The sequence below is a fragment of the Stenotrophomonas sp. 2694 genome, from assembly GCF_040548715.1.
GTDB lineage: Bacteria > Pseudomonadota > Gammaproteobacteria > Xanthomonadales > Xanthomonadaceae > Stenotrophomonas > Stenotrophomonas indicatrix.
This window is the reverse complement of the sequence record NZ_JBEPSG010000004.1, coordinates 229,236-254,834: the sequence shown is the minus strand read 5'-3', so window position 1 is coordinate 254,834 and position 25,599 is coordinate 229,236. Positions and strand designations below refer to the sequence as shown.

At 66.1% G+C, this 25,599-nt stretch carries 31 protein-coding genes and 1 tRNA gene; 12 read left to right on the top strand and 20 right to left on the bottom strand.

Annotation, left to right across the window (positions count from 1 at the left end; genetic code table 11):
• The first annotated feature begins 20 nt into the window (after positions 1-20).
• The 3 genes from ABIA73_RS07665 to ABIA73_RS07655 all read left to right on the top strand — a co-directional run bounded on the left by ABIA73_RS07665 (position 21) and on the right by ABIA73_RS07655 (position 1,772).
• A complete protein-coding gene (locus ABIA73_RS07665; protein ID WP_354275604.1) occupies positions 21-776 on the top strand; it encodes a transporter in 756 nt (251 codons plus the stop codon).
• 77 nt (positions 777-853) lie between these two features.
• Complete coding sequence (locus ABIA73_RS07660; RefSeq protein WP_032978629.1) at positions 854-1,426, top strand: TetR/AcrR family transcriptional regulator; 573 nt, start codon at positions 854-856, stop codon at positions 1,424-1,426.
• Between the two features lie 13 nt (positions 1,427-1,439).
• The gene (locus ABIA73_RS07655; protein WP_032978627.1) at positions 1,440-1,772 is read left to right on the top strand and encodes an SMR family transporter; all 333 of its coding nucleotides are present in this window, start codon (positions 1,440-1,442) and stop codon (positions 1,770-1,772) included.
• Positions 1,773-1,797: 25 nt separating this feature from the next.
• Here the strand turns inward: ABIA73_RS07655 and ABIA73_RS07650 are convergent, their stop codons facing one another.
• The 3 genes from ABIA73_RS07650 to ABIA73_RS07640 form a co-directional block, all read right to left on the bottom strand.
• Positions 1,798-1,971, bottom strand: a complete 174-nt coding sequence (locus ABIA73_RS07650; protein ID WP_099843146.1) for a DUF1328 domain-containing protein — start codon at positions 1,969-1,971, stop codon at positions 1,798-1,800.
• 104 nt (positions 1,972-2,075) lie between these two features.
• Positions 2,076-2,717, bottom strand: coding sequence for a LysE family translocator (locus tag ABIA73_RS07645; protein ID WP_032978625.1), 642 nt, complete (start codon positions 2,715-2,717; stop codon positions 2,076-2,078).
• A gap of 99 nt (positions 2,718-2,816) precedes the next feature.
• Complete coding sequence (locus ABIA73_RS07640) at positions 2,817-3,449, bottom strand: cation efflux transmembrane domain-containing protein (protein ID WP_059064693.1); 633 nt, start codon at positions 3,447-3,449, stop codon at positions 2,817-2,819.
• A gap of 137 nt (positions 3,450-3,586) precedes the next feature.
• Here ABIA73_RS07640 and ABIA73_RS07635 point away from each other — a divergent pair, with 137 nt between their 5' ends.
• Positions 3,587-4,279 (top strand): aspartate/glutamate racemase family protein, encoded by a 693-nt coding sequence (locus ABIA73_RS07635; protein WP_059064694.1) that lies wholly within the window; start codon positions 3,587-3,589, stop codon positions 4,277-4,279.
• Between the two features lie 51 nt (positions 4,280-4,330).
• Here the strand turns inward: ABIA73_RS07635 and ABIA73_RS07630 are convergent, their stop codons facing one another.
• Complete coding sequence (locus ABIA73_RS07630) at positions 4,331-4,699, bottom strand: hypothetical protein (protein WP_025876311.1); 369 nt, start codon at positions 4,697-4,699, stop codon at positions 4,331-4,333.
• 273 nt (positions 4,700-4,972) lie between these two features.
• Here ABIA73_RS07630 and ABIA73_RS07625 point away from each other — a divergent pair, with 273 nt between their 5' ends.
• The 3 genes from ABIA73_RS07625 (at position 4,973) to ABIA73_RS07615 (ending at position 6,353) form a co-directional block, all read left to right on the top strand.
• On the top strand, positions 4,973-5,494 hold the full coding sequence (locus tag ABIA73_RS07625) for a DUF3011 domain-containing protein (RefSeq protein ID WP_218787773.1): 522 nt from the start codon (positions 4,973-4,975) through the stop codon (positions 5,492-5,494).
• Between the two features lie 59 nt (positions 5,495-5,553).
• Positions 5,554-5,907, top strand: coding sequence for a DUF6713 family protein (locus ABIA73_RS07620; protein WP_105164416.1), 354 nt, complete (start codon positions 5,554-5,556; stop codon positions 5,905-5,907).
• 101 nt (positions 5,908-6,008) lie between these two features.
• Positions 6,009-6,353: a GNAT family N-acetyltransferase gene (locus ABIA73_RS07615; RefSeq protein WP_354275603.1), complete on the top strand. Its 345-nt coding sequence runs from the start codon at positions 6,009-6,011 to the stop codon at positions 6,351-6,353.
• Here the strand turns inward: ABIA73_RS07615 and ABIA73_RS07610 are convergent.
• The 11 genes from ABIA73_RS07610 to thrS all read right to left on the bottom strand — a co-directional run bounded on the left by ABIA73_RS07610 (position 6,323) and on the right by thrS (position 14,777).
• Positions 6,323-6,664, bottom strand: coding sequence for a low molecular weight protein tyrosine phosphatase family protein (locus ABIA73_RS07610; RefSeq protein WP_093820570.1), 342 nt, complete (start codon positions 6,662-6,664; stop codon positions 6,323-6,325). The genes ABIA73_RS07615 and ABIA73_RS07610 overlap by 31 nt on opposite strands.
• Positions 6,658-6,861, bottom strand: a complete 204-nt coding sequence (locus tag ABIA73_RS07605) for a hypothetical protein (protein ID WP_025876303.1) — start codon at positions 6,859-6,861, stop codon at positions 6,658-6,660. The genes ABIA73_RS07610 and ABIA73_RS07605 overlap by 7 nt, the downstream gene beginning before the upstream one ends.
• Before the next feature lie 118 nt (positions 6,862-6,979).
• Positions 6,980-7,056, bottom strand: a tRNA-Pro gene (locus ABIA73_RS07600).
• Positions 7,057-7,123: 67 nt separating this feature from the next.
• Positions 7,124-7,480, bottom strand: coding sequence for a MerR family transcriptional regulator (locus ABIA73_RS07595; protein WP_005410431.1), 357 nt, complete (start codon positions 7,478-7,480; stop codon positions 7,124-7,126).
• Positions 7,461-7,760 carry an integration host factor subunit alpha gene (locus ABIA73_RS07590; RefSeq protein WP_005410432.1) on the bottom strand — a complete coding sequence of 100 codons (300 nt, stop codon included), beginning with the start codon at positions 7,758-7,760 and terminating at the stop codon, positions 7,461-7,463. The genes ABIA73_RS07595 and ABIA73_RS07590 overlap by 20 nt, the downstream gene beginning before the upstream one ends.
• A 27-nt stretch (positions 7,761-7,787) precedes the next feature.
• On the bottom strand, positions 7,788-10,169 hold the full coding sequence (gene pheT, locus ABIA73_RS07585) for a phenylalanine--tRNA ligase subunit beta (protein ID WP_354275602.1): 2,382 nt from the start codon (positions 10,167-10,169) through the stop codon (positions 7,788-7,790).
• Positions 10,170-10,252: 83 nt separating this feature from the next.
• Positions 10,253-11,248 (bottom strand): phenylalanine--tRNA ligase subunit alpha, encoded by a 996-nt coding sequence (gene pheS / locus ABIA73_RS07580; RefSeq protein ID WP_032978609.1) that lies wholly within the window; start codon positions 11,246-11,248, stop codon positions 10,253-10,255.
• A gap of 194 nt (positions 11,249-11,442) precedes the next feature.
• Entirely contained in the window at positions 11,443-11,802 is a 360-nt protein-coding gene (rplT, locus tag ABIA73_RS07575) for a 50S ribosomal protein L20 (protein ID WP_005410435.1), read from the bottom strand.
• A gap of 10 nt (positions 11,803-11,812) precedes the next feature.
• The gene (gene rpmI / locus ABIA73_RS07570; RefSeq protein WP_002811096.1) at positions 11,813-12,010 is read right to left on the bottom strand and encodes a 50S ribosomal protein L35; all 198 of its coding nucleotides are present in this window, start codon (positions 12,008-12,010) and stop codon (positions 11,813-11,815) included.
• 273 nt (positions 12,011-12,283) lie between these two features.
• On the bottom strand, positions 12,284-12,826 hold the full coding sequence (gene infC, locus ABIA73_RS07565) for a translation initiation factor IF-3 (RefSeq protein WP_025876259.1): 543 nt from the start codon (positions 12,824-12,826) through the stop codon (positions 12,284-12,286).
• Between the two features lie 49 nt (positions 12,827-12,875).
• Positions 12,876-14,777, bottom strand: coding sequence for a threonine--tRNA ligase (gene thrS / locus ABIA73_RS07560; RefSeq protein WP_025876257.1), 1,902 nt, complete (start codon positions 14,775-14,777; stop codon positions 12,876-12,878).
• 419 nt (positions 14,778-15,196) lie between these two features.
• Here thrS and ABIA73_RS07555 point away from each other — a divergent pair, with 419 nt between their 5' ends.
• From ABIA73_RS07555 to ABIA73_RS07545, 3 genes are read left to right on the top strand one after another with little or no spacing between them, the layout of a single operon-like run.
• Positions 15,197-15,493: a hypothetical protein gene (locus ABIA73_RS07555; protein ID WP_025876254.1), complete on the top strand. Its 297-nt coding sequence runs from the start codon at positions 15,197-15,199 to the stop codon at positions 15,491-15,493.
• Positions 15,493-15,756 (top strand): hypothetical protein, encoded by a 264-nt coding sequence (locus ABIA73_RS07550; protein ID WP_025876252.1) that lies wholly within the window; start codon positions 15,493-15,495, stop codon positions 15,754-15,756. Before ABIA73_RS07555 ends, ABIA73_RS07550 begins: the two co-directional genes overlap by 1 nt.
• Positions 15,757-15,766: 10 nt before the next feature.
• The gene (locus ABIA73_RS07545) at positions 15,767-17,326 is read left to right on the top strand and encodes a PepSY-associated TM helix domain-containing protein (RefSeq protein WP_218787777.1); all 1,560 of its coding nucleotides are present in this window, start codon (positions 15,767-15,769) and stop codon (positions 17,324-17,326) included.
• A 25-nt stretch (positions 17,327-17,351) separates the two neighbouring features.
• Here the strand turns inward: ABIA73_RS07545 and ABIA73_RS07540 are convergent, their stop codons facing one another.
• Both ABIA73_RS07540 and ABIA73_RS07535 read right to left on the bottom strand, forming a co-directional pair.
• A complete protein-coding gene (locus tag ABIA73_RS07540; protein WP_033831632.1) occupies positions 17,352-17,744 on the bottom strand; it encodes a VOC family protein in 393 nt (130 codons plus the stop codon).
• A gap of 103 nt (positions 17,745-17,847) precedes the next feature.
• Entirely contained in the window at positions 17,848-19,038 is a 1,191-nt protein-coding gene (locus tag ABIA73_RS07535; protein WP_263929149.1) for a glycoside hydrolase family 18 protein, read from the bottom strand.
• A 205-nt stretch (positions 19,039-19,243) separates the two neighbouring features.
• On the opposite strand from ABIA73_RS07535, the gene ABIA73_RS07530 reads away from it, so the two are divergent.
• Positions 19,244-20,227, top strand: a complete 984-nt coding sequence (locus tag ABIA73_RS07530) for a tetratricopeptide repeat protein (protein ID WP_263929150.1) — start codon at positions 19,244-19,246, stop codon at positions 20,225-20,227.
• A 114-nt stretch (positions 20,228-20,341) separates the two neighbouring features.
• A complete protein-coding gene (locus tag ABIA73_RS07525) occupies positions 20,342-21,406 on the top strand; it encodes a serine hydrolase domain-containing protein (RefSeq protein WP_025876243.1) in 1,065 nt (354 codons plus the stop codon).
• Here ABIA73_RS07525 and ABIA73_RS07520 read toward each other — a convergent pair.
• The 3 genes from ABIA73_RS07520 to rpsO all read right to left on the bottom strand — a co-directional run bounded on the left by ABIA73_RS07520 (position 21,375) and on the right by rpsO (position 25,591).
• Entirely contained in the window at positions 21,375-22,940 is a 1,566-nt protein-coding gene (locus tag ABIA73_RS07520; protein WP_354275601.1) for a tetratricopeptide repeat protein, read from the bottom strand. The genes ABIA73_RS07525 and ABIA73_RS07520 overlap by 32 nt on opposite strands.
• Before the next feature lie 133 nt (positions 22,941-23,073).
• Complete coding sequence (gene pnp, locus ABIA73_RS07515; protein ID WP_025876239.1) at positions 23,074-25,182, bottom strand: polyribonucleotide nucleotidyltransferase; 2,109 nt, start codon at positions 25,180-25,182, stop codon at positions 23,074-23,076.
• Between the two features lie 148 nt (positions 25,183-25,330).
• Positions 25,331-25,591 carry a 30S ribosomal protein S15 gene (gene rpsO, locus ABIA73_RS07510; RefSeq protein WP_005410445.1) on the bottom strand — a complete coding sequence of 87 codons (261 nt, stop codon included), beginning with the start codon at positions 25,589-25,591 and terminating at the stop codon, positions 25,331-25,333.
• Positions 25,592-25,599 lie beyond the last annotated feature (8 nt).

Sequence of the window (25,599 nt, the reverse complement as noted above, 5' to 3'; positions counted from 1 at the left end):
CCCTGCGAGACGGAACCCGCATGCGCCACACCCTGTTGATCGCCCTGTCGCTGGCCAGCACCCCGGTGCTGGGCGCGGAACCTCCCAGCTTCGATCGTCCCGGCATCGGCTTCGGCACCGACACGGTGCCGCGTGGCGGCCTTGCCGTCGAACTGGGCCTGCCCAGCTATCAACGTGAGCGTGATCGCGACGGCCTGCGCACGACGACGCTGTCCAGCGACCTGCTGCTGCGCACGGGCCTGGCGCCGGGCTGGGAACTGCAGTTGGCGTCCACGCCATGGCAGCGTCAGCGAGAACGTGGCCCCGACATTCCGCGCACGCAGCAGCGCGGCGCCGGCGACAGCACCGTCGGAGTGAAATGGGCAGGTCCCGGCAGTACCGAACGCACGGCGTGGGCGCTGCTGGCCAGCGGGGTGATCGCGCGTGGCGATGCAGCCTTCAGCGACGGCCGCCAGTACGCGCTGGCCGCCAGCGTCGAGCACAGCTTCAACGACCGCTGGAGCGGCGCGCTGTATGGCAGTCATCAGCGTGGCGCCGGCCAGCGCAGCACCACCTGGTCGCCCAGCCTCTCGTTGAGCGTGACCGAGCGGCTGGGCACCTATCTCGAAGCCGGTTTCACCCACGCCAACCAGCAACCCGACCAGGCCATCGCCGGCGCAGGCCTGACCTGGATGCTGCGGCCGAACGTGCAGCTGGACGCCTCGTTCGACCTGGGCCTCAATCGCAACAGCCCCGACCTGCAGCTCGGCACCGGCATCGCGTTCTATCTGCAGTGAGCTCAAGACCTGATCGTGCGCGCCGGGCGCATCGCCCCCGCGCTACAATCATACCGTCCAGTCGGTTTCGTTCCCCCATGACAGAATCCCCTCCCCGCTCCCGCCGCAAAGCGCCCGACAGCGTGCGCCAGGCACTGCTGCACGCGACCGCCCATACCCTTGGCAAGAATGGGCTGGCGGCCCTCACCGTGCAGGACGTCGCCGACGCCGCCGGTGTCAGCAAGGGCGCGCTGTTCCATCACTTCAGCAGCAAGCAGGACCTGGTCGAGGCGACGCTGACCTCGCTCATCGCCGACTTCGAGGACAGAGTGCGTGCGGTGCTGCGACAGTCCCCGCGCCGCCATGGCGGCTTCAGCCGTGCCTATGTGCAGGTGAATTTCGAACATCTGCTGCAGCAGGAGCAGATCAACGACATCGGGCTCACCATGGGCAACATGCTGGAGCCGGCGCTTCTGGTCTACTGGCGCACGTGGCTGCGCGGCATGCTCGCCGAGTTCCCGGATGAAGCCAGCGATCCGCGCCTGTACGCCGCGCGTTGCGTTGCCGATGGTTACTGGGCCACCGCCTATGGGCGGCCGCTGGACGAAAACGAGCGCCAGAATGCCCAGGCCATGGCCCTGGAGGCACTGAAGCTGTGCGAACCGGCATGAGCAGGAGGATTCGATGAACCCATATCTCTACCTGGCCGGTGCGATCGTGCTGGAGGTGATCGCCACGTCCCTGCTCAAGGCATCCGAAGGCATGACCCGGCTCGGTCCCACGCTGGGCGCGCTTGCCGGTTACGGCGTGTGCTTCTACCTGCTGTCGCTGACGATGAAGTCGATCCCCACCGGCATCGCCTATGCGATCTGGTCCGGCGTCGGCATCGTGCTGATTTCGCTGATCGGACTGCTGGTGTTCAAGCAGCGCCTGGATGCTCCGGCGCTGATCGGCATCGGCCTGATCTGTGCCGGCGTGCTGGTCATCAACCTGTTCTCGCACAGCAGCGCGCATTGAACGCGCTGCTGCACGAACACCCGGGCTAGGCGACCTTCTTGGCGACGGTCATGCCAAGCACGAACAGCACAACGGCAATGATGATGCCGGCCCAGAACAGGAACTTGGCGATGCCCACGGCAGCGCCGGCGACGCCGCCGAAACCCAGCGCACCGGCGATCAGGCCGATGATGGCGAAAATGATGGCCCACTTGATCATGTCGATCCTCTCCCTGGCGGGAATGCTGAAGGTGGGATCAGGTTAGGTACGCCGCGATGCCACACGCGTGAACAGGTCGCAGGCGCGGCGTGAAACGAACCCGCTCAGCGCGGCCGGAAGCGCAGCAGCGCCACTGCGAAAGCGAGGAACACGCTGCCGACCAGGCGTTCGAACCAGCGTTGCGCAAATGGCTTTGCCAGCCAACGGCGCAGCCCATGTCCGCCTGCGGCATACATCACGTACCAGAACAGTTCGCAGGTGGCGAAGGTCGCCACCAGCACCGTGTACTGCACGGCCTGGCCACGCGCGGGGTCGACGAACTGCGGCAGGAACGCGGCGGCGAACAGCAGCAGCTTGGGATTGCTCAACCCCACCAGCAGGCCACCACGGAACACTGCCCAGGCACCGTGCACCGGCGCCAGCGCTGCTGCATCGACGTCTGTCGCCACCGGCGCCTGCCGGTAGCTGTCCCGCCACGCCTTGATGCCCAGCCAGGCCAGGTAGGCCACACCCAGGTAACGCAGCACATCGAACAGCATTGGCGATGATCGCAGCACCGCGCTCAGGCCGGCCGCGGACGCCGCAAGCACCAGCAGCATCGCCAGCAGGCAACCGGCCATGGCCGGCACGCTGCGACGAAAGCCCAGGCCGACGCTGCGCCCCAGGATGTGCAGCATGTTCGGGCCCGGCGTGCCACACAGCACGAAGACTGTCGCCAGGAACCACCACCAGGTATGCAGGGCCATCACTTCATCCACCGTAATAATCCCTGCAAGGATAGTGCGCAGCGGCTGTCACCACCATGTACAGTCCGGGGTCGATTCGACGGTTACAGCTGCTGCGGCTCAGCCGGTGGCAATGCGCGATGCGCGCAGCTCGGTCATCGCGATGCGCAGTACCCGCAGCGCCGAGCGCAGGAACACGACCAGCAGCGCGATGGCGACCAGCAGGTCCGGCCAACCGGCACCGAACAGCGCCACCAGCCCCGCCGCCAGCACCACCGAAACGCCCTCGAAGATATCGTTGCGTGCGCATTCCCAGGCCGATGCCAGGTTCACGTCATCATTGCGATACGGCGTCAGCAGCCACAGGCAGAAACCGTTGGCAGCAAGGTTCAACAGCGCGGCCAGGCCCATGCTTTCGAACAGGGGGACCTGCGGATGCGCCAGCCGCCATCCGATCTGTACGGCCACTGCCACGGCCGCAGCCAGGATCAGCACGCCCTTGAACAACGCAACCCGCGCCTTGGCCGCCACGCCGGCCCCCACCACCAGCAGGCTCAGCAGGTATGTGGCCGCATCGCCCAGGTTGTCCAGCGCACCGGAGAGCAACGAGGACGAATGGCTGTACCAGGACGCGCCGACCATCATCAGGAAGGTCGCCAGGTTGATCAGCAGGACGATCCACAGCACGCGCCGGTGGCGCGCCTGCATGGCTGCCACATCCAGCGTCTTGCCGCAGCCACAGCATTCGCCCATCGCCCTGCCCTCTGCCTGTCGTACCCCATTATCACGCCGATCAGGCCCGTCGGCAGCTGCTGCGACGGGTCCACCCACAATTGCACGTCCTGGCCCCTGTTGTGCTGCAATGGCGCTTCCCCGGCACGGAGACACGCATGAAGACGCTTGGCCTGATCGGTGGCATGAGCTGGGAGAGTTCGGCGCAGTACTACCGCCTCATCAACGAAGAGGTACGCGCGCGGCTGGGCGGCGCGCATTCGGCGCAGCTGCTGATGTGGTCGCTGGATTTCGCCCGCATCAAGCAGCTGCAGCACGACGGCGACTGGGATGCCCTGGGCAACGAGATGGTCGATGCCGCACAGCGGCTGCAGGCCGGTGGCGCCGACCTGCTGCTGATCTGCACCAACACCATGCACAAGCTCGTTGCTGAGATCGAGGCGGCCTGCCCGCTGCCCTTGCTGCATATCGCCGACCCGACTGCCACGGCGATCGTGCAGGCCGGTCTGCAGCGTGTCGGCCTGCTCGGCACCGCCTTCACCATGGAGGAAGACTTCTACCGTGGCCGCCTGAGCGAGCGCTTCGGCCTGGACGTACTGGTTCCGGAGGCCGATGACCGCCGCGAGGTGCACGCGATCATCTACGAGGAGCTGATCGCCGGGGTGGTCAACGAGCGATCACGGCAGGTGTACGTCGAAGTGATTGAACGCCTCGTTGCCCGCGGTGCCCAGGCGATCATCCTCGGCTGTACCGAGATCATGCTGCTGGTACGCGCCGAAGACAGCCCGGTGCCGCTGTTCGACACCACGACCCTGCATGCGCGCGCGGCAGTGGACGCAGCGTTGGCGTAACCCACGGCGGGGTGCAGTCGAGCAGGCTCGACTGCACGGTCAGGCGTCCGGTCACGCAGGCGATTCGGGTTGCACTTCCAGCGAAGTGACCAGCCATTCCACCACCGGTGGCGAATCGCACAGGAAGAACACGGCGTCGCCGCTGCGGGCTTCGGTCAGCATCCGGTAGACACTGATGGCCACGCCCGATTGGCTGGCAATGAAAATCTCGCTGCTGCGCGGCCCGTCGGCCTGGCGGGAAACCCGCCGCAAGGCATCGCGGGCCGCAACCGTATCTTCCGGCTCGGCTTCGCGGGTCAGTTCCAGGCCACGCAGGCCCCACGCAACAAAAACACGCTTGCCCTTGAACGTCGTGTCCAGGACCTGCACGTCGGCCGCGCCTGTGCCGGCCGACCGATGAATGACGATACTGCTGATCAACGCAACCCCCTGTGGTCGTCGTGGTCCGCACATCCTTGTCCGCACCCGCGCCAGCGGCCACGGGCGATGCCCGAAGGCCGCGTCCGAAAGCGCTGGAACGTGTAAAAAACTGTAAACCGATGCAATCGGATGTGCCCGGGATGATACGGGATGTAACGCCCTGCATGCGCCGTCGCACACTTATAAATCCGTCCTGAGCCAGCGCAGCCCGCAGTCGTCGCAGAGCGCCATACGTGCGCCATTCTTGCGTCCCATCCCCAAACCGAGGTTTCAATGAGCCTTCGCCTGCTACTGCCCTTGGGCGGCTCTGCACTTGCCCTGCTGCTGGCCGCAACGACCGTCTCGGCACAGGATTACGACAGCGAATCGTCACCGCGCACGACCTGCGAATCGCACTTCAACAAGACCCAGCAGTGCCCGTTCGAAGGACGCGCGCGACTGGCGCGGCAGCTGTCGGTGACGCGATGCGTTGAAGATGACAACTGGGGACAGCGCCGCGGCATGCTGTGGGTTACCGACGGCTGCCGCGCCGAATTTGTCGCCGAAGAACGCGGGCGTGGCCGCTGGCCCGGGCGTGGGCGTGGGCGTGGGCGTGACCGTGATCGCGATGGCGAGCGCCTGGTCTGCGAATCCTACGAAAACAAGGAGAAACAGTGCCGCATCCGCGTCCGTCATGACGTGCGGCTGGTCAAGCAGAAATCGGTCACCACCTGCACCGAGGACCGCAACTGGGGCTGGGACCGACGCGGTGTATGGGTCAGCGACGGCTGCCGCGCCGAATTCCGCGTCTACTGAGTGCGATGGCTGCGGGCCCATCATCGCTAGAATGAAGCTCCCGCAGCAGGAAACACCGCATGGAACGCTGGTACCTGGCAACGATGATGTCCTTGCTGCTGCATCAGATCGATGCCGCGTTCTGGCAGGAGTGGCGGATGTTCCAGGTGCCCGGCGGCATCCAGGGATTCCTGCTTTTCAATCTGCTTGCCATCGGCGTACTGCTGCACGGTTACCGTCAGGTCGTGCTCGGCCTGGGCTCTGCGCGCCGCTACGCACTGCTGTGCGGCGCGCTGGGTATCGGCACAGCCCTCATCCATGCAGGCTTCGCTGCGGCCGGTCGCGATGAATTCCACCTGCCCCTGTCGCTGCTCACGCTTCTGGCCTGCCTGGTCAGCGGCAGCGGTTTGCTGCTGCGCATCCGTCGGCGATGAACGTGCGGGCTCCAGCAGTTCGGATACGCGCGGCGGTGTGCACGGATCTTCCGGCACTGATCGCCCTGGACAGCGTTGCGGCCGATGACCCACGGCGTGCCGTGCAGATCGGCCAATGGCTGACGGATGGCCACATGCACGTCGCCGAACTCGACGACACGCTGGCCGGCTACCGGGTCCAGCACCGGCACTTCTTCGGTGAAGCCTTCATCGAGATGCTGATGGTCGCCGCGCCACTGCGCGGACACGGCGTCGGCAGCGCGCTGCTTCTGCATGCCACGTCGTGCAGCGCAGGTGCCAGGCTTTTCACCTCCACCAACCAATCCAACGCCAACATGCAGCGGCTGCTGGCAGCCGCTGGTTTCCAGCAGTGCGGCATCGTGCACGGCCTCGACGAAGGCGATCCGGAGTTGATCTACCGCTTCGCTGCTGACGATGTGAGGTAAGGCGCGACCTTCGCTTCCAGCAGCGCCATCAGCGCCGGATCCATGCAGCGATAGTCGTCGGGGATATCCAGGCAGTGCAGCGGCGTGTGTTCAAGCAGGCGGGCAAAATTCGCCTGCAGCCGATGCTGGTGCTTGGGCTCCATCACGAAGATGACATCAGCCCAGCGGATGTCCGCTGGGCTGATGGGCCGGCGCGCATGCGGGCTGGTGCCTGCCGAGCGCGCACTGATACCTGGCCGGCGCTGCCACATCGCTTCAGCGGTGGGGCTGCGCAGCTGGTTGCGACTGCAGACAAACAACAGGTTCAACATTCCTGGTCCAGCAGTTGCCGCGGGCTGAGGACTGGATAGGTGAAACCCAGCTGGCGCGCCCGCAGCAGCTTGTCGCCGCGCGTGTACATCAGCTTCCAGTTCTTTTCCGGCTTGAAGATCGACGGTGCTGCCGTGTGGTCGCCAGCGTGATGGCGCGACTGCGAGCGCCTCCAGGCGCGGTTCCTTTGCGTTTCCATGATCGTGTTCTCGTGAGTACCGGGTTCAGCAGCCGCGGTAGTACGAGTGCGCGCAGGATACAACGCCGTAACAAAAAAGCCCACGCATCGCTGCGCAGGCTTGTCTGTTACATCACAGTGGTCGGGACGGCCGGATTCGAACCGACGACCCTCTGCCCCCCAGGCAGATGCGCTACCAGGCTGCGCTACGCCCCGACTGATGCTGCGATGTGCCCGCCAGTGCGGCGGGCCGTGAAGTATAGCGGATTACGGCGGAAATGGGTCAGCGACGCAGCAGTTGCAGCACTTCTTCCAGTTCCATCCGCACCTGCTTGATGATCTGGTTGCTCAAGGCCGATTCCTCGCGCGCATCCGGACCATCCAGGCGCAGGCGCGCGCCACCGATGGTGTAGCCCTGTTCGTACAGCAGGCTGCGGATCTGCCGCACCATCAGCACGTCGTGGCGCTGGTAGTAACGACGGTTGCCACGGCGCTTGGCCGGCTCGAGACTGGGAAACTCGGTTTCCCAGTAGCGCAGCACGTGCGGCTTGACGTCGCACAGTTCGCTGACTTCACCAATGGTGAAGTAGCGCTTGGCCGGAATCGGCGGAAGTTCGCGGTTACTGCCCGGATCCAGCATAAGCTTCCACCCTCTCCTTGAGCTTCTGGCCCGGACGGAAGGTAACCACCGTACGGGCGGAAATCGGAATTTCCTCGCCGGTCTTGGGGTTGCGACCCGGGCGCTGGTTCTTGCGCCGCAGGTCGAAATTGCCAAAGCCCGACAGCTTCACCTGACGTCCCTGTTCCAATGCTTCACGCAGCACATCGAAGAACGCGTCGACGAATTCCTTGGCTTCCCGCTTGTTCAGACCGACTTCGTCGAACAGCTTTTCCGCCATCTCCGCCTTGGTCAATGCCATTGCCTGCTACCCCCGAGTGCTGCCCGCTCAGCCGCGGATCCGGGCGTGGTGTTCACGCTCGATGGCAGTGACCGCCTCGGCCACTACCGCTTCCACGTCGCGGTCCGTCAGAGTGCGCGACTTGTCCTGCAAAATCAAGCCCATAGCGAGACTCTTGAATCCCGGCTCGACGCCCTGGCCGACATAGCGATCGAACAGGTTCAGCTCGCGCAGCAGCGGACCGGCAGCCTGACGGATGGTCGCGGCCAGGTCACTCCAGGCCACCTGTTCAGGCACCAGGAAGGCCAGGTCGCGGCGCACTGCCGGGTAGCGCGACAGTTCACCGGCGCGCGGCAGCGCACGGGCCGACAGCGCTTCCAGATCCAGCTCGAAGGCGTACACGTCCACGTCGATATCCATCGCCTTGGCCAGGCGCGGGTGGATCTGGCCGATCCAGCCGATGGCCAGGCCGTCGCGGAACACCTCAGCCGAACGCACCGGATGGCCGTAGGCACGCGAGGATGGGCGGAACTCCAGGACCGCGCCACTGGCCGCGGCCAGCGATTCCAGGTCGCCCTTCAGGTCATGGAAATCAACCTTGCGGGTCGGCAGGCCCCACTGCACCGCCTGCGCTTCACCGCAGACCGCAGCGGCCACGCGCGGGGTTTCCAGCGGCGCCGGCTGGCCATCTCCGGCCTGCTGCGCGAACACCCGGCCAAGCTCGAACAGGCGCACCCGGCCGAGCTGGCGGGCGGCGTTGCGGCCCAGCGTGGCGACCAGGCCCGGCAGCAGCGACGGGCGCATCACCGCCAGTTCGGCCGACAGCGGGTTGGCCAGCGGCACCAGATCCTCGCGCAGCTGCCACTGGCCCAGCAGGCCATCGTCGACGAAGGCGAAATTGACGGTTTCCTGCAGATCGCGTGCGATCAGCTGGCGGCGCACGCTCAGCGCGTCCAGCTGGGTCTCGGACGGCATCGCGACACGCGATGCGCCACCCGGCAGCGTGGTCGGGATCTGCTCATAACCGTGGATCCGGGCCAGCTCCTCGATCAGGTCTTCTTCGATGGCGATGTCGAAGCGGCGGCTCGGCGCGGTGACCTGCCAGCCTTCGCCAGCGTCCACCACCTGCATGCCCAGCGCGCGCAGGATGCGCTCGACTTCGGCGTCTTCGATGGTGATGCCCAGCACGCGGGTGATGCGCGCGCGGCGCAGCAGGATCGTCGCCGGCTGCGGCAGGTCGGCCTCCCGTACCGCTTCGGTAACCGGTGCGGGGGTACCGCCGGCCAGGTCCAGCACCAGGCGGGTGGCGTATTCGATGGCAGTACGCGGCAGCGCCGGGTCGACGCCACGCTCGAAGCGGTGGCCAGCATCGGTGTGCAGGCCCAGCTTGCGGCCGCGGCCCATGATCGCGGCCGGCGCGAAGTGCGCCGCTTCCAGGAACACGGCGGTGGTGGCATCGGTGACGCGCGTATCGAAGCCGCCCATCAGGCCGGCCAGGCCGACCGCGCGATCAGCGTCGGTGACCACCAGGAAGCTGTCGTCCAGCGCAGCATCACGGCCATCCAGCAGCTTCAGGCTTTCGCCTGCGCGCGAACGGCGCACACCGATCGTGCCCTGGAGGGTGCCGAGATCGTAGGCATGCATCGGCTGGCCCAGCTCGAGCATGACGTACTGGGTGATGTCGACCAGCAGCGATACCGGGCGCACGCCACTGCGGCGCAGGCGCTCGGCCATCCACAACGGGGTCTTCGCCGCGGCGTTGACACCTTCGATGACACGACCCAGATAGCGCGGCGCTTCGGCACCTGCATCGAGCTGGATTGCCAGCTCGCGGCTGCTCTGGGCAGCGATCGGCGCTGCGATGAAATCCAGTACCTCGCTGCGCGTCGCTGCGGCGACGTCATAGGCGATGCCGCGGATGCTGAAGCAGTCGGCGCGGTTGGGGGTCAGCTTGATCTCGATGCTGGCATCCGGCAGGCCGAGGTACTCCACCAGGGACTGGCCGACCGGCGCGTCGTCCGGCAGTTCCAGCAAACCGGAGGCATCGTTGTCCAGGCCCAGCTCCTTGGCCGAACACAGCATGCCGTTGGATTCGACGCCGCGCAGCTTGGCCGGCTTGATCTTCAACTCACCGATCTGCGCACCGACCATCGCCAGCGGCGCGACCAGGCCCGGTCGTGCATTCGGCGCACCACAGACGATCTGCAGCAGCTCAGCCTGCCCCGCATCAACCTTGCACACCTGCAGGCGGTCGGCTTCGGGATGGCGCTCGGCTTCGACGATACGCGCGACGACCACGTGCTGCAGGCCATCGCCAAGCGCGGTCACGTCTTCCACTTCCAGGCCGATGGCGGTCAGCACCGCGCTGAGCTCATCGCGCGAGGCAGTGGTCGGGACGTGGCTGCGCAGCCAGTTTTCGGAGAATTTCATGGGTTCACCCTGGTGGGCCCGGCGCATGCGCCTGGGCCTGCGTTGTTGAGTCCGCCGGGCATGGCCCGGCGCTACCTGATGCGTTACGCGAACTGCTTGAGGAAGCGCACGTCATTTTCGAAGAACGCGCGCAGGTCGTTGACGCCGTAGCGCAGCATCGCGAAACGCTCCACGCCCATGCCGAAGGCAAAGCCGGTGTAGCGTTCCGGATCGATGCCGACGTTGCGCAGCACGTTCGGATGCACCATGCCGCAGCCGAGCACTTCCAGCCAGCGGGTGCTGCCATCGGGCTGCTGCCAGGCGATGTCCACTTCCGCGCCGGGTTCAACAAACGGGAAGTAGCTGGGGCGGAAGCGCATCTCGAAATCACGCTCGAAGAACGCGCGCACGAACTCGGACAACGTGCCCTTCAGGTCGGCGAAGGTCGAATGCTCGTCAACCAGCAGGCCTTCGACCTGGTGGAACATCGGCGAATGGGTCTGGTCGCTGTCGCTGCGGTAGACCTTGCCGGCGGCGATCATGCGCAGCGGCGGCTGGTGTTCGCCCATGTAGCGCACCTGCACACCGGAGGTATGCGTGCGCAGCAGCCGGCCGTCACCGAAGTAGAAGGTGTCATGCATGGCGCGCGCCGGATGGTGCGGCGGGAAGTTCAGCGCCTCGAAGTTGTGCCAGTCGTCCTCGATCTCCGGCCCTTCGGACAACTCGTAGCCCAGCCGGCCGAAGATGCCGGTGATGCGCTCGAGGGTGCGTGTGATCGGGTGCAGGCCGGCGCGTTCGCCACTGCGGCCCGGCAGCGTGATGTCGATCGCCTCGGCAGCCAGCCGCGCATCGAGCGCAGCATCTTCCAGCACCGCCTTGCGCTCGCCCAGCGCGCTGCTCAGCGCGTCGCGGGCCTGGTTGATGGCCTCACCGGCCGCCTTGCGCTCGTCGGCCGGCAGCGCACCGAGCTGCTTGAGCTGCGAGGTGATGCTGCCGCTCTTGCCAAGCAGGGCCACGCGCAGCTGCTCCAGCGCGTCCGGGCTCTGCGCGGCGGCCACATCGGCCAGCGCCTGGGAAGTGAGGGATTGGATGTCGCTCATGGGTAGCCGGAACTCCAGTCGGTCTGCCATCGCGATGCGCGAAGGGCCGCGCCGTCGCAACCGCTTGCCGGTCGCCCGCCATCTACACGGCTGCGCCCGGCACAAAAAAGAATGGGGAAGGACTTGCGCCCTTCCCCATGCATTGCCTCTACCTGACACCGTTCTCCGTGAACGGCAACGGCATCGGGAAGGACTTATGCCGCCAGTGCGCCCTTGGCCTTTTCGGCCAGTGCAGCAAAGCCAGCTGCGTCGTGCACGGCGATGTCAGCCAGAACCTTGCGGTCCAGGGTGATGCCAGCCTTCAGCAGGCCGTTCATGAAACGGCTGTAGCTCAGGCCGTTGATGCGGGCAGCCGCGTTGATGCGGGTGATCCACAGCGAACGGAAGTTGCGCTTCTTCTGCTTACGGCCGATGTAGGCGTACTGCTGTGCCTTGATGACCGCCTGCTTGGCGACGCGGAAGACCTTGCGACGGGCGTTGTAGTAGCCCTTCGCCAGATCAAGGATTTTCTTGTGGCGGCGACGCGCCTGTACGCCACGCTTTACTCGTGCCATGTATCAGTCCTCAGAGGTAGGGAAGCATGCGGTCCAGACGGCCTGCGTCTTCTGCGCGGACGTGATTCGTCTGACGCAGGTTACGCTTACGCTTGGTCGCTTTCTTCGTGAGGATGTGGCTACGGTTGGCGTGGCCGCACTTGTACTTGCCCGAGGCGGTCTTGCGGAAACGCTTGGCCGCTGCCCGGTTGGTCTTGATCTTGGGCATTGCAATGTCCTTGATGGGATATGACCCTGGTTTCTGACTGATCTGGCGGCGGCCTGGGCCGCTCTTTCCGTCCTGCCATGATCGGCGTACGACCCGTCCTGGGTGGGTCGAGCCGGGCATGATACAGGCAAATCCGCCCTGTAACCAGCCCCCACACCGTTTTCACACCGAGACCGGCCCTGCCCGCCCCGGAAAAGCAAAAGGACGCCAGCGGCGTCCCTTCACCTTCATCCATTCAGCCGCCAGGCGCCCCGCGAGGCAGCCCGTCAGGCGTCAGGTCTTCTTCTTCGGCGCGATCATCATCACCATCTGACGCCCTTCCAGGCGCGGACGGGATTCGATGACGATGTCTTCGCCCAGATCGGCTTCGATCCGGCCAGCCATCTCGCGGCCCAGTTCCTGGTGGCTCATTTCACGGCCACGGAAACGGATGTTGACCTTGATCTTGTCGCCTTCTTCAAGGAAACCGCGCATCTTGCGCAGCTTGATCTGGTAGTCGCCCTCGTCCGTGACCGGACGGAACTTCACTTCCTTGATCTCGACCTGCTTGGTCTTCTTCTTGGCCTCGCTGGCCTTCTTCTGGGCTTCGAACTTGAACTTGCCGAAGTCCATGATCTTGCACACCGGCGGGTCGGCCTGCGGCTGGATCTCGACCAGGTCCAGGCCTTCATCTTCGGCCATGGACAACGCTTCGTCTCGCGTCAACACGCCGATCATTTCTCCGTCACTGCCGATCACGCGGACGCGCGGCACACGGATTTCCTGATTCTTGCGGTTCTGTTTGTTGTCAGGGGTACTGATATTGCGATCTCCCAAGGGTGTCGAACCCGGCCCGGGCGCCAATGCGCACGGGCCGGACCTTTGTTTACGCGCCCTCGGCCTGGAGCCGCTCGGTGAAAGCCTGGAGGCTCATGCTGCCGAGATCTTCGCCAGAACGCGTACGCACCGCCACAGCGCCGTTTTCCTTCTCGCGGTCACCAATGACCAGCAGGTACGGCACGCGCTGCAGCGTGTGCTCGCGAATCTTATAGCCGATCTTCTCGTTACGCAAATCGGCGCTGACGCGGAAGCCTTGATCCGCAAGGCTTTTGGTCACCGCAGAGACGTATTCAGCCTGCGCATCGGTGATATTGGCCACCACCACCTGGGTCGGCGCCAGCCAGGCCGGGAACTGGCCGGCGTGGTGCTCGATCAGGATGCCCAGGAAACGCTCCATCGAACCGACGATGGCCCGGTGCAGCATGACCGGATGCTTCTTCTGGCTGTTTTCGTCCACGTATTCAGCGCCCAGACGGCCAGGCATCATGAAATCGACCTGCATGGTGCCCAGCTGCCAGGTGCGGCCGATGGCGTCCTTCAGGTGGTACTCGATCTTCGGGCCATAGAAGGCGCCCTCGCCCGGCAGCTCCTGCCATTCCACCCCGCAGCTGGACAGCGCCGAGCGCAGCGCGCCCTCTGCCTTGTCCCAGGTGGCGTCATCGCCCAGGCGCGATTCGGGGCGCAGTGCGATCTTGACCTGGATCTCCTCGAAGCCGAAATGCTGGTACACCGCCAGCGCCTGCTGGTGGAACGCGGTCACTTCCGCCTCGACCTGGTCTTCGGTGCAGAACACGTGACCGTCGTCCTGGGTGAAGCCACGCACGCGCAGGATGCCGTGCAGCGCGCCGGAGGGCTCGTTGCGGTGGCAGGCACCAAACTCACCGTAGCGGATCGGCAGATCGCGGTAGCTGTGCAGCCCCTGGTTGAACACCTGCACGTGACCCGGGCAGTTCATCGGCTTGAGCGCGTAGGTACGCTTCTCCGATTCGGTGAAGAACATCGCGTCCTGGTAGTTGTCCCAGTGGCCCGATTTCTGCCACAGCGACACGTCCAGGATCTGCGGGCAGCGCACTTCGCCGTAGCCGGTGCTGCGGTACACCTTGCGCATGTACTGCTCGACCACCTGCCACAGCGCCCAGCCCTTCGGGTGCCAGAACACCAGGCCCGGGGCCTCTTCCTGCAGGTGGAACAGGTCCTGCTGCTTGCCGATGCGACGGTGGTCGCGCATCTCCGCTTCTTCGATGCGCTTGATGTACGCATCGAGCTGCTTCTTGTCGGCCCAGGCGGTGCCGTAGACGCGCTGCAGCTGCTCGTTCTGCGCGTCGCCGCGCCAATAGGCGCCGGAAATGCGGGTCAGCTTGAAGGCCTTCAGGAAGCGCGTGTTCGGCACATGCGGACCACGGCACATGTCCACGTATTCCTGGTGGTAGTACATGCCCATCGCCTGGATGTCAGGCGACATGTCCTCGATCAGGCGCAGCTTGTAGTCCTCGCCACGGGCCTTGAAGATCTCGATGACTTCCGCGCGCGGCGTCACTTTCTTGATGACGTCGTAGTCCTGCGCGATCAGCTCGCCCATGCGCTTTTCGATCGCCGCCATGTCTTCGGGGGTGAACGGGCGCTCGGAGTAGATGTCGTAGTAGAAGCCCTCGGCAATCACCGGGCCGATCACCATCTTCACGTCCGGATAGAGCTGCTTGACCGCGTGTCCGACCAGGTGGGCGCTGGAGTGGCGGATGATTTCCACGCCCTCCTCGTCCTTGGCGGTGATGATGCGCAGGGACGCATCGTGGTCGATGACGTCACTGGCATCGACCAGCACGCCATCCACCGAACCGGCGATGGTGGCCTTGGCCAGGCCGGCGCCGATCGACTGGGCGACGTCCATGACGCTGACGGGGTTTTCGAATTCGCGGCGGCTGCCGTCGGGAAGGGTAATCGTGATCATTGCAATGGCTTCATGCGGGGCCCGCCGTAGCGGGCTGGAAAGCGCTCCCGGGCTGTCGTCCGGGCAATAAAAAAGCGCCGCGAGGGCGCCTGGAATGCAGGGCCTTCGGGGCAGGTCAACAGTGGGCGGTGGTAGTGCTCATGTCGCACGCTCGGCCGGCGCAGTGCGCGGGCCACCTTGGTTCCAGGATGTGGTTGCCCGTGATCTTAAACCAGCGGCGGACAAAGCCCAAGCGGTGCCTGAATGGCGCTGGCTGGCGGCGTGAAAACGCAATGATTACCATGTCCGCGCAGCCCGCCCCGTGCCGGCCTGCCCGCTTCCCCCCAGGATCCTGCAATGCGCCACCCGCCCCGACCGGCGCCTGCCGGTCCCGCCCGTGCCCCGCGTTCACCGGCCATATGCCGGGCCCGGAGCCCCCGATGATCACCGTTGGCCTGTCGACCCTGGGCTTCTGCAGCCTCGGCATGCTGTCGGCGATGTTCTCCGCGCTGGCCTTCTATGCCGCCTCCCCGCACTGCCGCTGGCCACGCCTGCGCCGTGCCGGGCGCCTGGGCCGGCAGATCGGCCTGGTCGCTGCAGTCGCTGCGCTGTGGCTGTGGATGGCCGAACTGGGCTTTGCCGCCGGCCTGGTGGCGATGCTGTGCACCTGGATGCTGGCCGCCATGCTGCTGCCGGCACTGGCCGCGTGGCACCGCCCCGATGTGGAGCCGCGCTGATGTGGTCGCGCGCACTGGCCGGCATCTTCGCCGGCTTCTTCCTTGCCGCTGCGGCGACCGGCCTGGTCGCATGGCTGCCGCCGGGCCCCTGGCAGAAGGCCCTGGTGCCGAGCCTGATCGCGTTCGTCCCGTTGTGGATGCTGGCCGCGCTGTGGGCCTTCAGTTTCCGCAGCCCGTTGCGCGCCTGGCTGACCCTGGCCGGTTGCGCGGCCCTGGGCTTCGCCGTACTCGGCCTGCTGCGCCTGGCCGGCGCAGTGCAATGAGATCGACTGCATGAAATTCAGTTCACAGACCCTGCGCACGTTCACCACCCTGCACACCTGGGTCGGCCTGGTCGCCGGCTTCGGGCTGTTCGTGGCGTTCTATGCCGGCGCACTGACCCTGTTCCACCATGACCTCCCGCTGTGGCAGACGCCTGGCGCGGCAACCGCATTGCCGGCCGGCCTGGATGACGCCCAGTACCTGCTCGACGACGTGCTGGCCACGCATGCGGAAGCGCGTCGCCACGTCGGCATGACCTTCCCGGGCGCCGATCATCCGCAGCCGCTGGCCTACTGGCAGGCCGAAGATGGCAGCTGGCGCTATGCATGGCCAGGACAGACCGGCGGCAGTCCGACGCCACCGCAGACCGGGCTGGCCGAGCTGGTCAACGAACTGCATTACAGCCTGGGCCTGCCGGTGGCCGGGATCTACGTGATGGGCATCGTCAGCCTGCTGTACGGCATGGCCCTGCTCAGCGGGCTGGTGATCCATCTGCCCAAGCTGCTGGGCGATCTGTTCGCGCTGCGCCCGGGCCGCAATCTCAAGCAGCAGTGGCAGGACGCGCACAACGTGATCGGCGTGCTCAGCCTGCCGTTCCACCTGATGTTCGCGGTGACCGGCGCCCTGCTCTGCCTGGTGTTCATGCAGATGGCGGTACTCGATCCCCTGATCTACGACGGCAAGGCGCTGCAGGCGGTACCGACGGCGATGGATACCGCGCCGCTGCGCGAAGCCAGTGGCATCCCTGCCGCACCGGGCAGCCTGCGCGAACTGCACGCGCGGGCGCTGGAAGTGGCCCGCGCGCAGGGCGTGGCCAACTTCGAACCGGCCTACCTGAAACTGGCCAATGGCGGTGATGCCAACGCGACCATCGAAATCACCGGCGAGGCCAGCGGTACGCTTGGCCCGCTCGGCGCTGTCGCGCTGGATGTCGAAAGCGGCCGCGTGCTGGCCAGCCAGCTGCCTGGCCAGCGCGATGCCAATCACGCCACGCTCAGTGCCGCCTACGCCCTGCATTTCGGCGAGTTCGGCAACGGCGTGGTGGTCTGGCTGTACTTCCTGCTGGGCCTCGGCGGCGCCTTCCTGTTCTATTCGGGCAACCTGCTGTGGATCGAGTCGCGTCGCAAGCGCCGTCAGCCGCAGCAGTCGCGCGCGGCCGTCAACATGGCGCGGGCCACGGTGGGCGTCTGCATCGGCCTGTGCGTGGCGATCTCGGTGGCCTTCGTGGCCGCGCTGGTGCTGGAGCGGGCAGCGCCTGCCCAGGTCGATCACGGCATCCGCTGGGCCTGCTTCGTGACCTGGGCGGCGTGTGCGCTGTGGGCAGCCCTGCGCCGCCCGGCACAGGCGGCGCGCGAACTGCTGTGGGCTGCGGCGATCAGCACCGCGCTGGTGCCGCTGGCGCACGGCGCCCTCAACGGTGACTGGCTGTGGCTGGCCGCCGCACGCGGCCACTGGCCGTTGTTCTGGATCGATGCGATGGCACTGGCGATGGCGTTTGGCTTTGCGCGCTTGGCGTATGCGAGCCAGCGGCGGGCCCGCAACGGTGACCCCAACAGCGTGTGGGCGAACTGACCGGGCCAGTTCGAAGCGAGCGCGGTTACGCGGCGTCCGCGTAGCGGCCGATCTCGATCAGGTTTCCATCCGGATCACGGAAGTACACCGACTCGATCGGCCCAAGCGCTCCGGTACGCGGCACCGGTCCTTCTTCAATCGTCACCTGCTGGGCCTGCAGGTGGGCCAGCACCGCCTGTACGCCCAGCGGGGTGATCAGGCACAGATCGGCGCTGCCACGGGTCGGCAGCAGCGCGTGGGGCTGCAACGGCGCGCTGGCCGGGTGCAGGTTGATCTTCTGCTGGCCGAACTGCAGGGCGACGCGGCCGGCGCCGAAGCGCACGACCTGCATGCCCAGCACGCGCTGGTAGAAGTCGCAGCTGCGCTCGATGTCGGCAACGGTAAGCACCAGATGGTCCAGGCGGTCGATGATGATCATGCACGCAGCTTAGCGCTGCGTGCATGGCGCCGATGTGCGGTTTCAGGCCACAGCATTTGCCCGTCACCGCCGTACCAGCCCCGGTCCGGAGATGTCGAACCGGTCAGTCGCCGACGCGGGCCTTCTGCCACGGAGCGAGCATGGCGTTGAGCAGGCTGGCCTGCTCGTCGTCACCGGTCAGCTCCCACATGAAGACACCGGCCAGGCCCTGCTCGCGCGCGAACTGCGCACGCAGGCCGATGGAGCGCGGATCCTCGTAACTGATGAAGATCTTCTGCGCCGGGTTGTACAGCCACGGGCTCTGCGCCTGCGGCTGCCAATGCTTCGTCCAACCCGGCTGGTCGAGATAGCGCGCCTTGATCACCCGCCAGTCACCGGCATCGGCCGGCGCGCTGTAGGCCTGGTACAGGCCGTCCGCCGACTCGCCGGTGACCTTGAAGCCGCGCCCGTAGAACGGCACGCCCAGCACCAGCTTGGCCGCCGGCACGCCATGCTCGCGGTAGTACTGCACGGCACCGGCCACGTTGTTCCAGCGCCGCAGCTCCGGCGCCAGCGGGTCGGCTGGCACTTCATGCAGCGGTGCATTGAAAGTCGACACCGCCGAGAAGCCGGTGCCCATGTCGTAGCTCATCAGGTTGATGAAATCGAACACCTTGGCCAACGCGGGCAGATCGTAGCTGGCGGCGGGGTCGTATGGCCCATCGGTCTGCAGACGGCCAGCGGCCAGCGCGGCGGTCAGCAGCATCGGCTGCCCCGCCTTTCTGCCGCGGGCATCCAGCGCCAGCCGGAAGGCCTGCGCAAGCTTGGTCAGGTTGGCACGGTCCTGCGGGCGGTGCGCCAGTTCCTTCGGGCCACCGCTGACGGGGAACTCCCAGTCGATGTCCACGCCATCGAAGCTGCCGGCATGGCGCTCGAAGAACAACGCCATGCACGAATCGACCAGGCGCCTGCGGCTGGTCTCGGTCAGCGCCGCATCGGAGAATCCGCCCGCGCCCCAGCCCCCGATCGAAATCAACGTGCGCAGATGCGGATGCCTGCGCTTGAGCTCGGCCAACGCGGCGAAGTTGGCTGGCGCCTCGGCACCGATCGCACAGCGTCCGTCCGCGATGGTGGAAAACGCATAGAACAGATGGGTGAGTCGTTCGGCCGGGATGCTCGATACCGGATAGCGCTCGGCGGAACCGCCGGGATAGTACGCACCGAAGATCGGCGGTTGCGCCGGTTGCGCCTGCGCGGCAATGGGCAGGGTGCCGGCGATCAGCACTGCAAGTACAGCCAAGGTCTGGCGGAACATGGAAACTCCCGGGTCGAAGGCGCCGCCACGTTAGCAAACAGATCGGCCCGTGGTGCGGATGTCCGTGCATGTCGTCCGCTGGACAGTGGCGTGCCGCTGGAAGCTGACACGGTCGTGGCTGCACAACGTCGAAAGCACTTCGCTGCAGGACAACACACGACCTGCCTGAGCTAAGGTGGCGCTGGATCTTCACTGGCACACGGACATGACCGCAGACCACGACGCAGACGGCGAACTGCTGGACGACGAAACCCTCGAAAAGCTGCAGGCGCTGGAGGCCCGCGCCTATGCGGCCTTTGATGCGGGCGACCTGGCTGACGCAGCAATGCTGTTCGGCCAGCTCGTCGAATGGACACCCGACATCCCCCACCTGCACTACATGCGCGGGCTGGCACACAAGTACCTGCGCGAGTGGGCGTTGTCGCTGCAGGACAATCTCCGCTCCGAGCAGCTGCGCGATGAAGTCGATGAGGCGACCGCGTGGAATGCGGGAATTGCCGCCACCGGCGCCGGCGACTGGGCCGAGGCGCGCCGGCAATGGACCCGCTGCGGCATCACCCTCCCCGAGGGCGAAGGCCCGATCAACGGCAATTTCGGCGTTGCCTGTGTTCGCCTGAATCCGTGGTCCAGCGGCGAGACCGTGTACATGCGCCGGCTCGATCCGGTACGCGCGCGGCTGGAAAACGTGCCGCTTGCGGAGAGCGGGTTCCGCTTCGGCGACATCGTGCTGCACGACGGCGCCTCCACCGGGCGCCGGACCTACGGCGAGCGCGAAGTACCGGTGTTCAATGCCATGCAGCGCCTGCAGCAGTCGGACATGGCGACCTACGCCGTGTTCGTGCAATGCGGTTCGCAGGACGACATCGCCGCGCTGCGCGCAATGACGTTGCCCGGCATCGGCCTGGCCGAAGACTGGACCCATTCGGTACGTCACCTGTGCCTGCGCTGCAGCTATGGGGCACCTCACCAGCACGATGACGACAGCCACGAGGATGACGGCGGCTGGGTGCGCGAGCGCAATCTCGGTATTGCCGCACAAGGCCGCGCTGCGGTCGAAAAACTGATGTCGGCCTGGGCCGCGGCAGGCACCGGGCGCACGCTCGATGCGATCGAACACCGTGAGCACCCGCAGCAGGGTCCGCAGCCGGGCCAGGTGTGGTGGCTGGGTCACGAACAAGCGGACGCATGACGGCAGGGCGCTGCAGGCCTTGCAGCACAAGGCTTTCAGAATTCTTCAGGCGTCCTTCCAGCACTTCAGCCAGCCCTCTGGCCGAATCGGCACTCCTTTCGATGGAGTCCGATCATGCGTTCGCCCCTGCCTGTGTCCACCCTGCTGCTGTGCCTGTACGCCCTCCCCTGCATCGCAGGCCCTGCCCACCCTGATCCCGGCCGCATGCGCGCGCTGGAGCAGGCCATCGCCAGCGATGAGCTGAAACAGATCCGCAGCGTGCTGCTGCAGGTTGATGGACAGGTCGTGTACGAGGGCTATTTCAACGGTGCCGATGCGCAGACCCTGCACGACGTGCGCTCGGCCAGCAAAAGCGTGACCGCCCTGCTGGTCGGCGCAGCGATCGGCGACGGCCGGCTGCCGGGCGTTCGCGCGAAGGTGTACGACTACTTCCCGGCCTTCGTCGCCCACCACGACGTGGACCCCCGCCTGCGTGGCACCACGGTGGAGGACCTGCTGGCGATGAGCACGCTGTGGGAGTGCGACGACGAGAACCCGTTCTCGGCCGGCCACGAGGAGCGCATGTACGTCGGCGAGCGCTGGCTCGATTTCGCCCTGGCGCTGCCGGTGAAGGGCTTCGCGCCCTGGATGGCGCGCCCGGAGGACAGTCCTCACGGGCGCGCGTTTGCCTACTGCACCGCCAACTCGTTCGTGCTCGGCGCGGTACTGGAACGTGCGACCGGACAACCGCTGGCCGATTACGCAGCCCATGCACTGGAACGACCACTGGGCATCACCCACAGCCAGTGGAACCGTTCCCCCGAGGGCATCGGCATGGGCGGAGGCGGCACACGCTACCGCAGCCGGGACCTGGCCCGCCTTGGCCAGCTCGTGCTTGATGGCGGTCGTTGGCAGGGGCGCCAGCTGGTTCCACGCGACTACGTCGCCGCGATGCTGTCACCGCAGGCAACGGCCGGCGACGGCAGCGATTACGGCTATCAATGGTGGGGCCTGAAACTGACTGTCGGTGGCCAGCCACAGACCGTATGGGCGATGTCCGGCAACGGCGGCAACTACGTGTTCCTGCTGCCGCAACAGCGCGCTGTCGCGGTGGTGACCAGCCAAGCCTACAACCGCAGCATCGCTCACCCGCAGTCGCGCCGCATTCTCACCGAATTCCTGCTGCCGGCGCTGCGCTGAGGTCGGCCAGCCCGGCGGGACGCCAGTCGGCCGCCAGCACCTGCGCACGCTGGCGGCCGATATCGGCATCGATGCGCGCCAGCAGCGGCGCCCAGCCGCGCGCTTCGTGCAGGGACGCAAACAGCGGCGTGGAGCGCAACCACGCCGCATCGCGGAAGCCATCATCGACCGCCTGTTGCAGCGCGGTGACGGCAGCCTCCGGGTCGCCTTGCGCCTGCAGCAGCAGGGCCCGCTCAAGCGCGGCATCGGACCACCCGTCGCCGCGCTGCGCCTGCAACATTGCAAGACGCGAAGCCACCCACTCCGGCGATGCCGCGGGCTGCGCGTACAAGGCCGCCAGCGATTGACCGAGCGATTGCTGTGGACGCAGCTGCCGCCCGCGCTCGAAGGCATCGGCAGCACCGGCGTGATCGCCCGCCAGCAGCGCCAGTTCGCCCTGCAGCCGCAGCAACTGCGGATGTGGCGTGCCGCGTGCCAGCGCCTCGGTCAACGCCTGCCTCGCCCGGCCCGGGTCACCTGCCGCGAACAGACTGCGCGGCCAGGCGATGTTGGCGAAGACGTTGTCCGGATACAGCTGGAAATTACGCGCGTGGCGCTGCGCGGCCGCGTGAGTGAAACCGAGCAGCTCCAGTTCGCGCGCCACCTGCACATCACGGAAGCGCAGGCGCTCGGGCGCCGTCAATGCAAGATTGGCACGCAGGGCCAGGGCAAGGTGGCCGCGCTCCTGGTGCAGGTAGGCGAGCGAGGCACGGGTGCGCTCGTCGCCCGGATCCAGCGCGATCGCCCGCTCGTATTCGGAAATGGCCTGCGGCATCTGCCCGAGGCAGTCGTAGGCATAACCTCGAAGCGCGTACACCGCACCCTCCTGCGGCGCGAGTTCACGTTCGATGTTGGCCAGCGCCAGCCCTTCCCGGACCTGCTCGGGCGATCCATTGAACAGACAGCCCTGCGCGGACAACGCTCGTGACAGGCCGCGGCGCGCCGGACTGGAATCAGGGTCCACCTGCAATGCCTGCCGGTACAGGGCGATGGCGCGCTCGTTGTTGCTGGCCTGGCCGATGCTGGCGTAATAGTCGGCGCGCTGCAGCAACGGCAGCGGGCCACCGGCCGCCGGCGTGCGCGGCCAGAACGAGGCGGCAGCGGCGAGAACGACGACACCGGCAGCTGCAAGCCATGGCCATTTCTTCCGGTGCGCGGTAGGGGGCACCACCGCTGCCGGCGGTGCGATGGTCGGCACTGCACACAACTGATAGCCGCGCCCGCGTACCGAACGGATGTAGCGCGGGCGTCGGCTGTCATCACCCAGCGCCTGCCGCAACAGCTTGACCCGCTGGCTGATCGCATCCTCCCCAACCACTGCAGGTGCCCACACCTGTGCAGCCAGCGTGTCGAAGTCGACAACGTCGTTGCCGTGTGCCAGCAGCACGTCGAACAGGCGCCAACTCAGCCCTTGGATCGGCAGCACGTCGCCGTCGCGGCTGACCCGCTGCGCGGGGCGGTCGATCTGCAGGTCAAGCAGGCGCAGGGTGTCCATGGGTGAAGCATAGCGCCGCGGTACGACGCCGGCAGCGCCGGACGACAGGCAAAGAAAAAGCGGGCCGAAGCCCGCTTTTTCATTCTGGCGTGTCAACCAAGGTTGACACCTACCGTCATCGACCTGCGGTCGATTACTCGGCGGTGGCGCCTTCGCCTTCCTCGACGGCCTTCATCGACAGGCGGATACGGCCCTGCTTGTCGACTTCCAGCACCTTGACCTTGACCACATCGCCTTCCTTCAGCACGTCGCCGACCTTCTCGACGCGGTCGCTGGAGATCTGCGACACGTGGACCAGGCCGTCCTTGCCCGGCAGGATGGTGACGAACGCACCGAAGTCCATGATCTTGGCGACCTTGCCTTCGTAGATGCGGCCCGGCTCGACGTCCGAGGTGATCTGCTCGATGCGGGCCTTGGCGGCCTGAGCAGCGATGGCATTGACCGAAGCGATGACGATGGTGCCGTCATCCTGGATGTCGATCTGGGTGCCGGTTTCCTTGGTGATGGCCTGGATGGTCGAACCACCCTTGCCGATCACTTCGCGGATCTTGTCCGGGTGGATCTTGATGGTCAGCAGGCGCGGCGCGTAGTCCGACAGCTCCTCACGCGGGGCGGTCAGGCCGTGGGCCATTTCGCCCAGGATGTGCAGACGGCCAGCCTTGGCCTGCTGCAGAGCCTGCTTCATGATCTCTTCGGTGATGCCTTCGATCTTGATGTCCATCTGCAGGGCGGAGATGCCCTCAGCGGTACCGGCAACCTTGAAGTCCATGTCGCCCAGGTGATCTTCGTCACCCAGGATGTCGGACAGGACGACGAAGCGATCGCCTTCCTTGACCAGGCCCATGGCGATGCCGGCCACCGGAGCCTTCACCGGCACGCCGGCGTCCATCAGGGCCAGCGACGAACCGCAGACCGACGCCATCGACGAGGAACCGTTCGACTCGGTGATTTCCGAGACGACGCGGATGGTGTACGGGAAGGATTCCAGCGACGGCATCACTGCCAGCACGCCGCGCTTGGCCAGACGGCCGTGGCCGATCTCGCGACGCTTCGGGCCCATCATGCGGCCGGTTTCACCCACCGAGTAGGGGGGGAAGTTGTAATGGAACAGGAAGTTCTCTTTGTACTCACCGGAGACGGCATCGATGACCTGGCCATCACGGGCGGTGCCCAGGGTGATGGTCACGATGGCCTGCGTTTCACCGCGGGTGAACAGCGAGGAACCGTGGGTACGCGGCAGGATGCCGGTCTTCACTGCGATCGGGCGGACGGTGTCCAGCGCACGGCCGTCGATGCGGACCTTGGTGTCCAGCACCGAGTTGCGCATGGTGCTGTATTCCAGCTCGCCGAATTCCTTCGACAGCTCGGCCGGGTTCCAGCCTTCAGCGGCAACGCGGCCGGCCAGCGACTCGACCACGTCCTTCTTGATCGCCGAGATGGCGTCGCGGCGCTGCAGCTTGTCGCGCACCTGGAAGGCCTCGCCCAGACGCGGGCCGATGGCTTCCTGCAGGGCGCTGATCAGCACGTCGTTCTTGGCCGGGGCCACCCAGGTCGACGGCTTGGTGCCGGCTTCCACGGTCAGTTCGTTGATCGCGTTGATGACCTTCTGCATTTCGCGGTGACCGAAGGTCACGGCGCCCAGCATCACGTCTTCGGACAGCAGCGCGGCTTCGGATTCCACCATCAGCACAGCGTTGGCGGTACCGGCAACGACCAGCTCCAGCTCCGAATCCTTCAGTTCGGTCACGGTCGGGTTGAGGATGTACTCACCGTTCTTGTAACCCACCTTGGCGGCGGCGATCGGACCCTTGAACGGGGTGCCGGCCAGCGACAGCGCAGCCGAGGCACCGATCAGGGCCGGGATGTCACCGTCGATGTCCGGGTTCAGCGACATCACGGTGGCGATGATCTGGACTTCGTTCTTGTAGTCTTCCGGGAACAGCGGACGGATCGGACGATCGATCAGACGCGAGATCAGGGTTTCCTTCTCGGTCGCGCGGCCTTCGCGCTTGAAGAAGCCACCCGGGATACGGCCACCGGCGTAGAACTTCTCCTGGTAGTCACAGGTCAGGGGGAAGAAGTCCTGGCCCTCACGCGCGCTCTTGGCGGCAACGGCGGAGACCAGCAGCACGGTGTCGTCGAACTTGACGATGACGGCGCCACCGGCCTGGCGGGCGATTTCGCCGGTCTCAAGCGTGACGGTGTGCTTGCCGTACTGGAAGGTTTTGGTGATTTTTGCCACGGAGGGTGTCCTTGGGGATGCTGTCTGCGAATGGACCGTGGGCGACCCTTGCCGCCAACGGATGACCGGTCGTTCCGATCTGAAAAAGGTATTGCGGTGCTACAAAACAAAACCGCGGCGCATCGCTGCGCCGCGGGGGATTCGTTGCTTAGCGACGCAGGCCAAGCTTCTCGATCAGGGCCTTGTAACGCTCGACGTCCTTCTTCTTCAGGTAGTCGAGCAGGCTGCGGCGGCGGTTGACCATCTGCAGCAGACCACGGCGGCTGTGGTGATCCTTCTTGTGGGTCTTGAAGTGGCCGGTCAGCAGTTCGATGCGGGCGGTCAGCAGTGCAACCTGGACTTCCGGGGAGCCGGTATCAGCCGAGCTGCGCTTGTTGTCTTCAATGACCTTCTGGGTGTCGATCGACATGTCTTTTT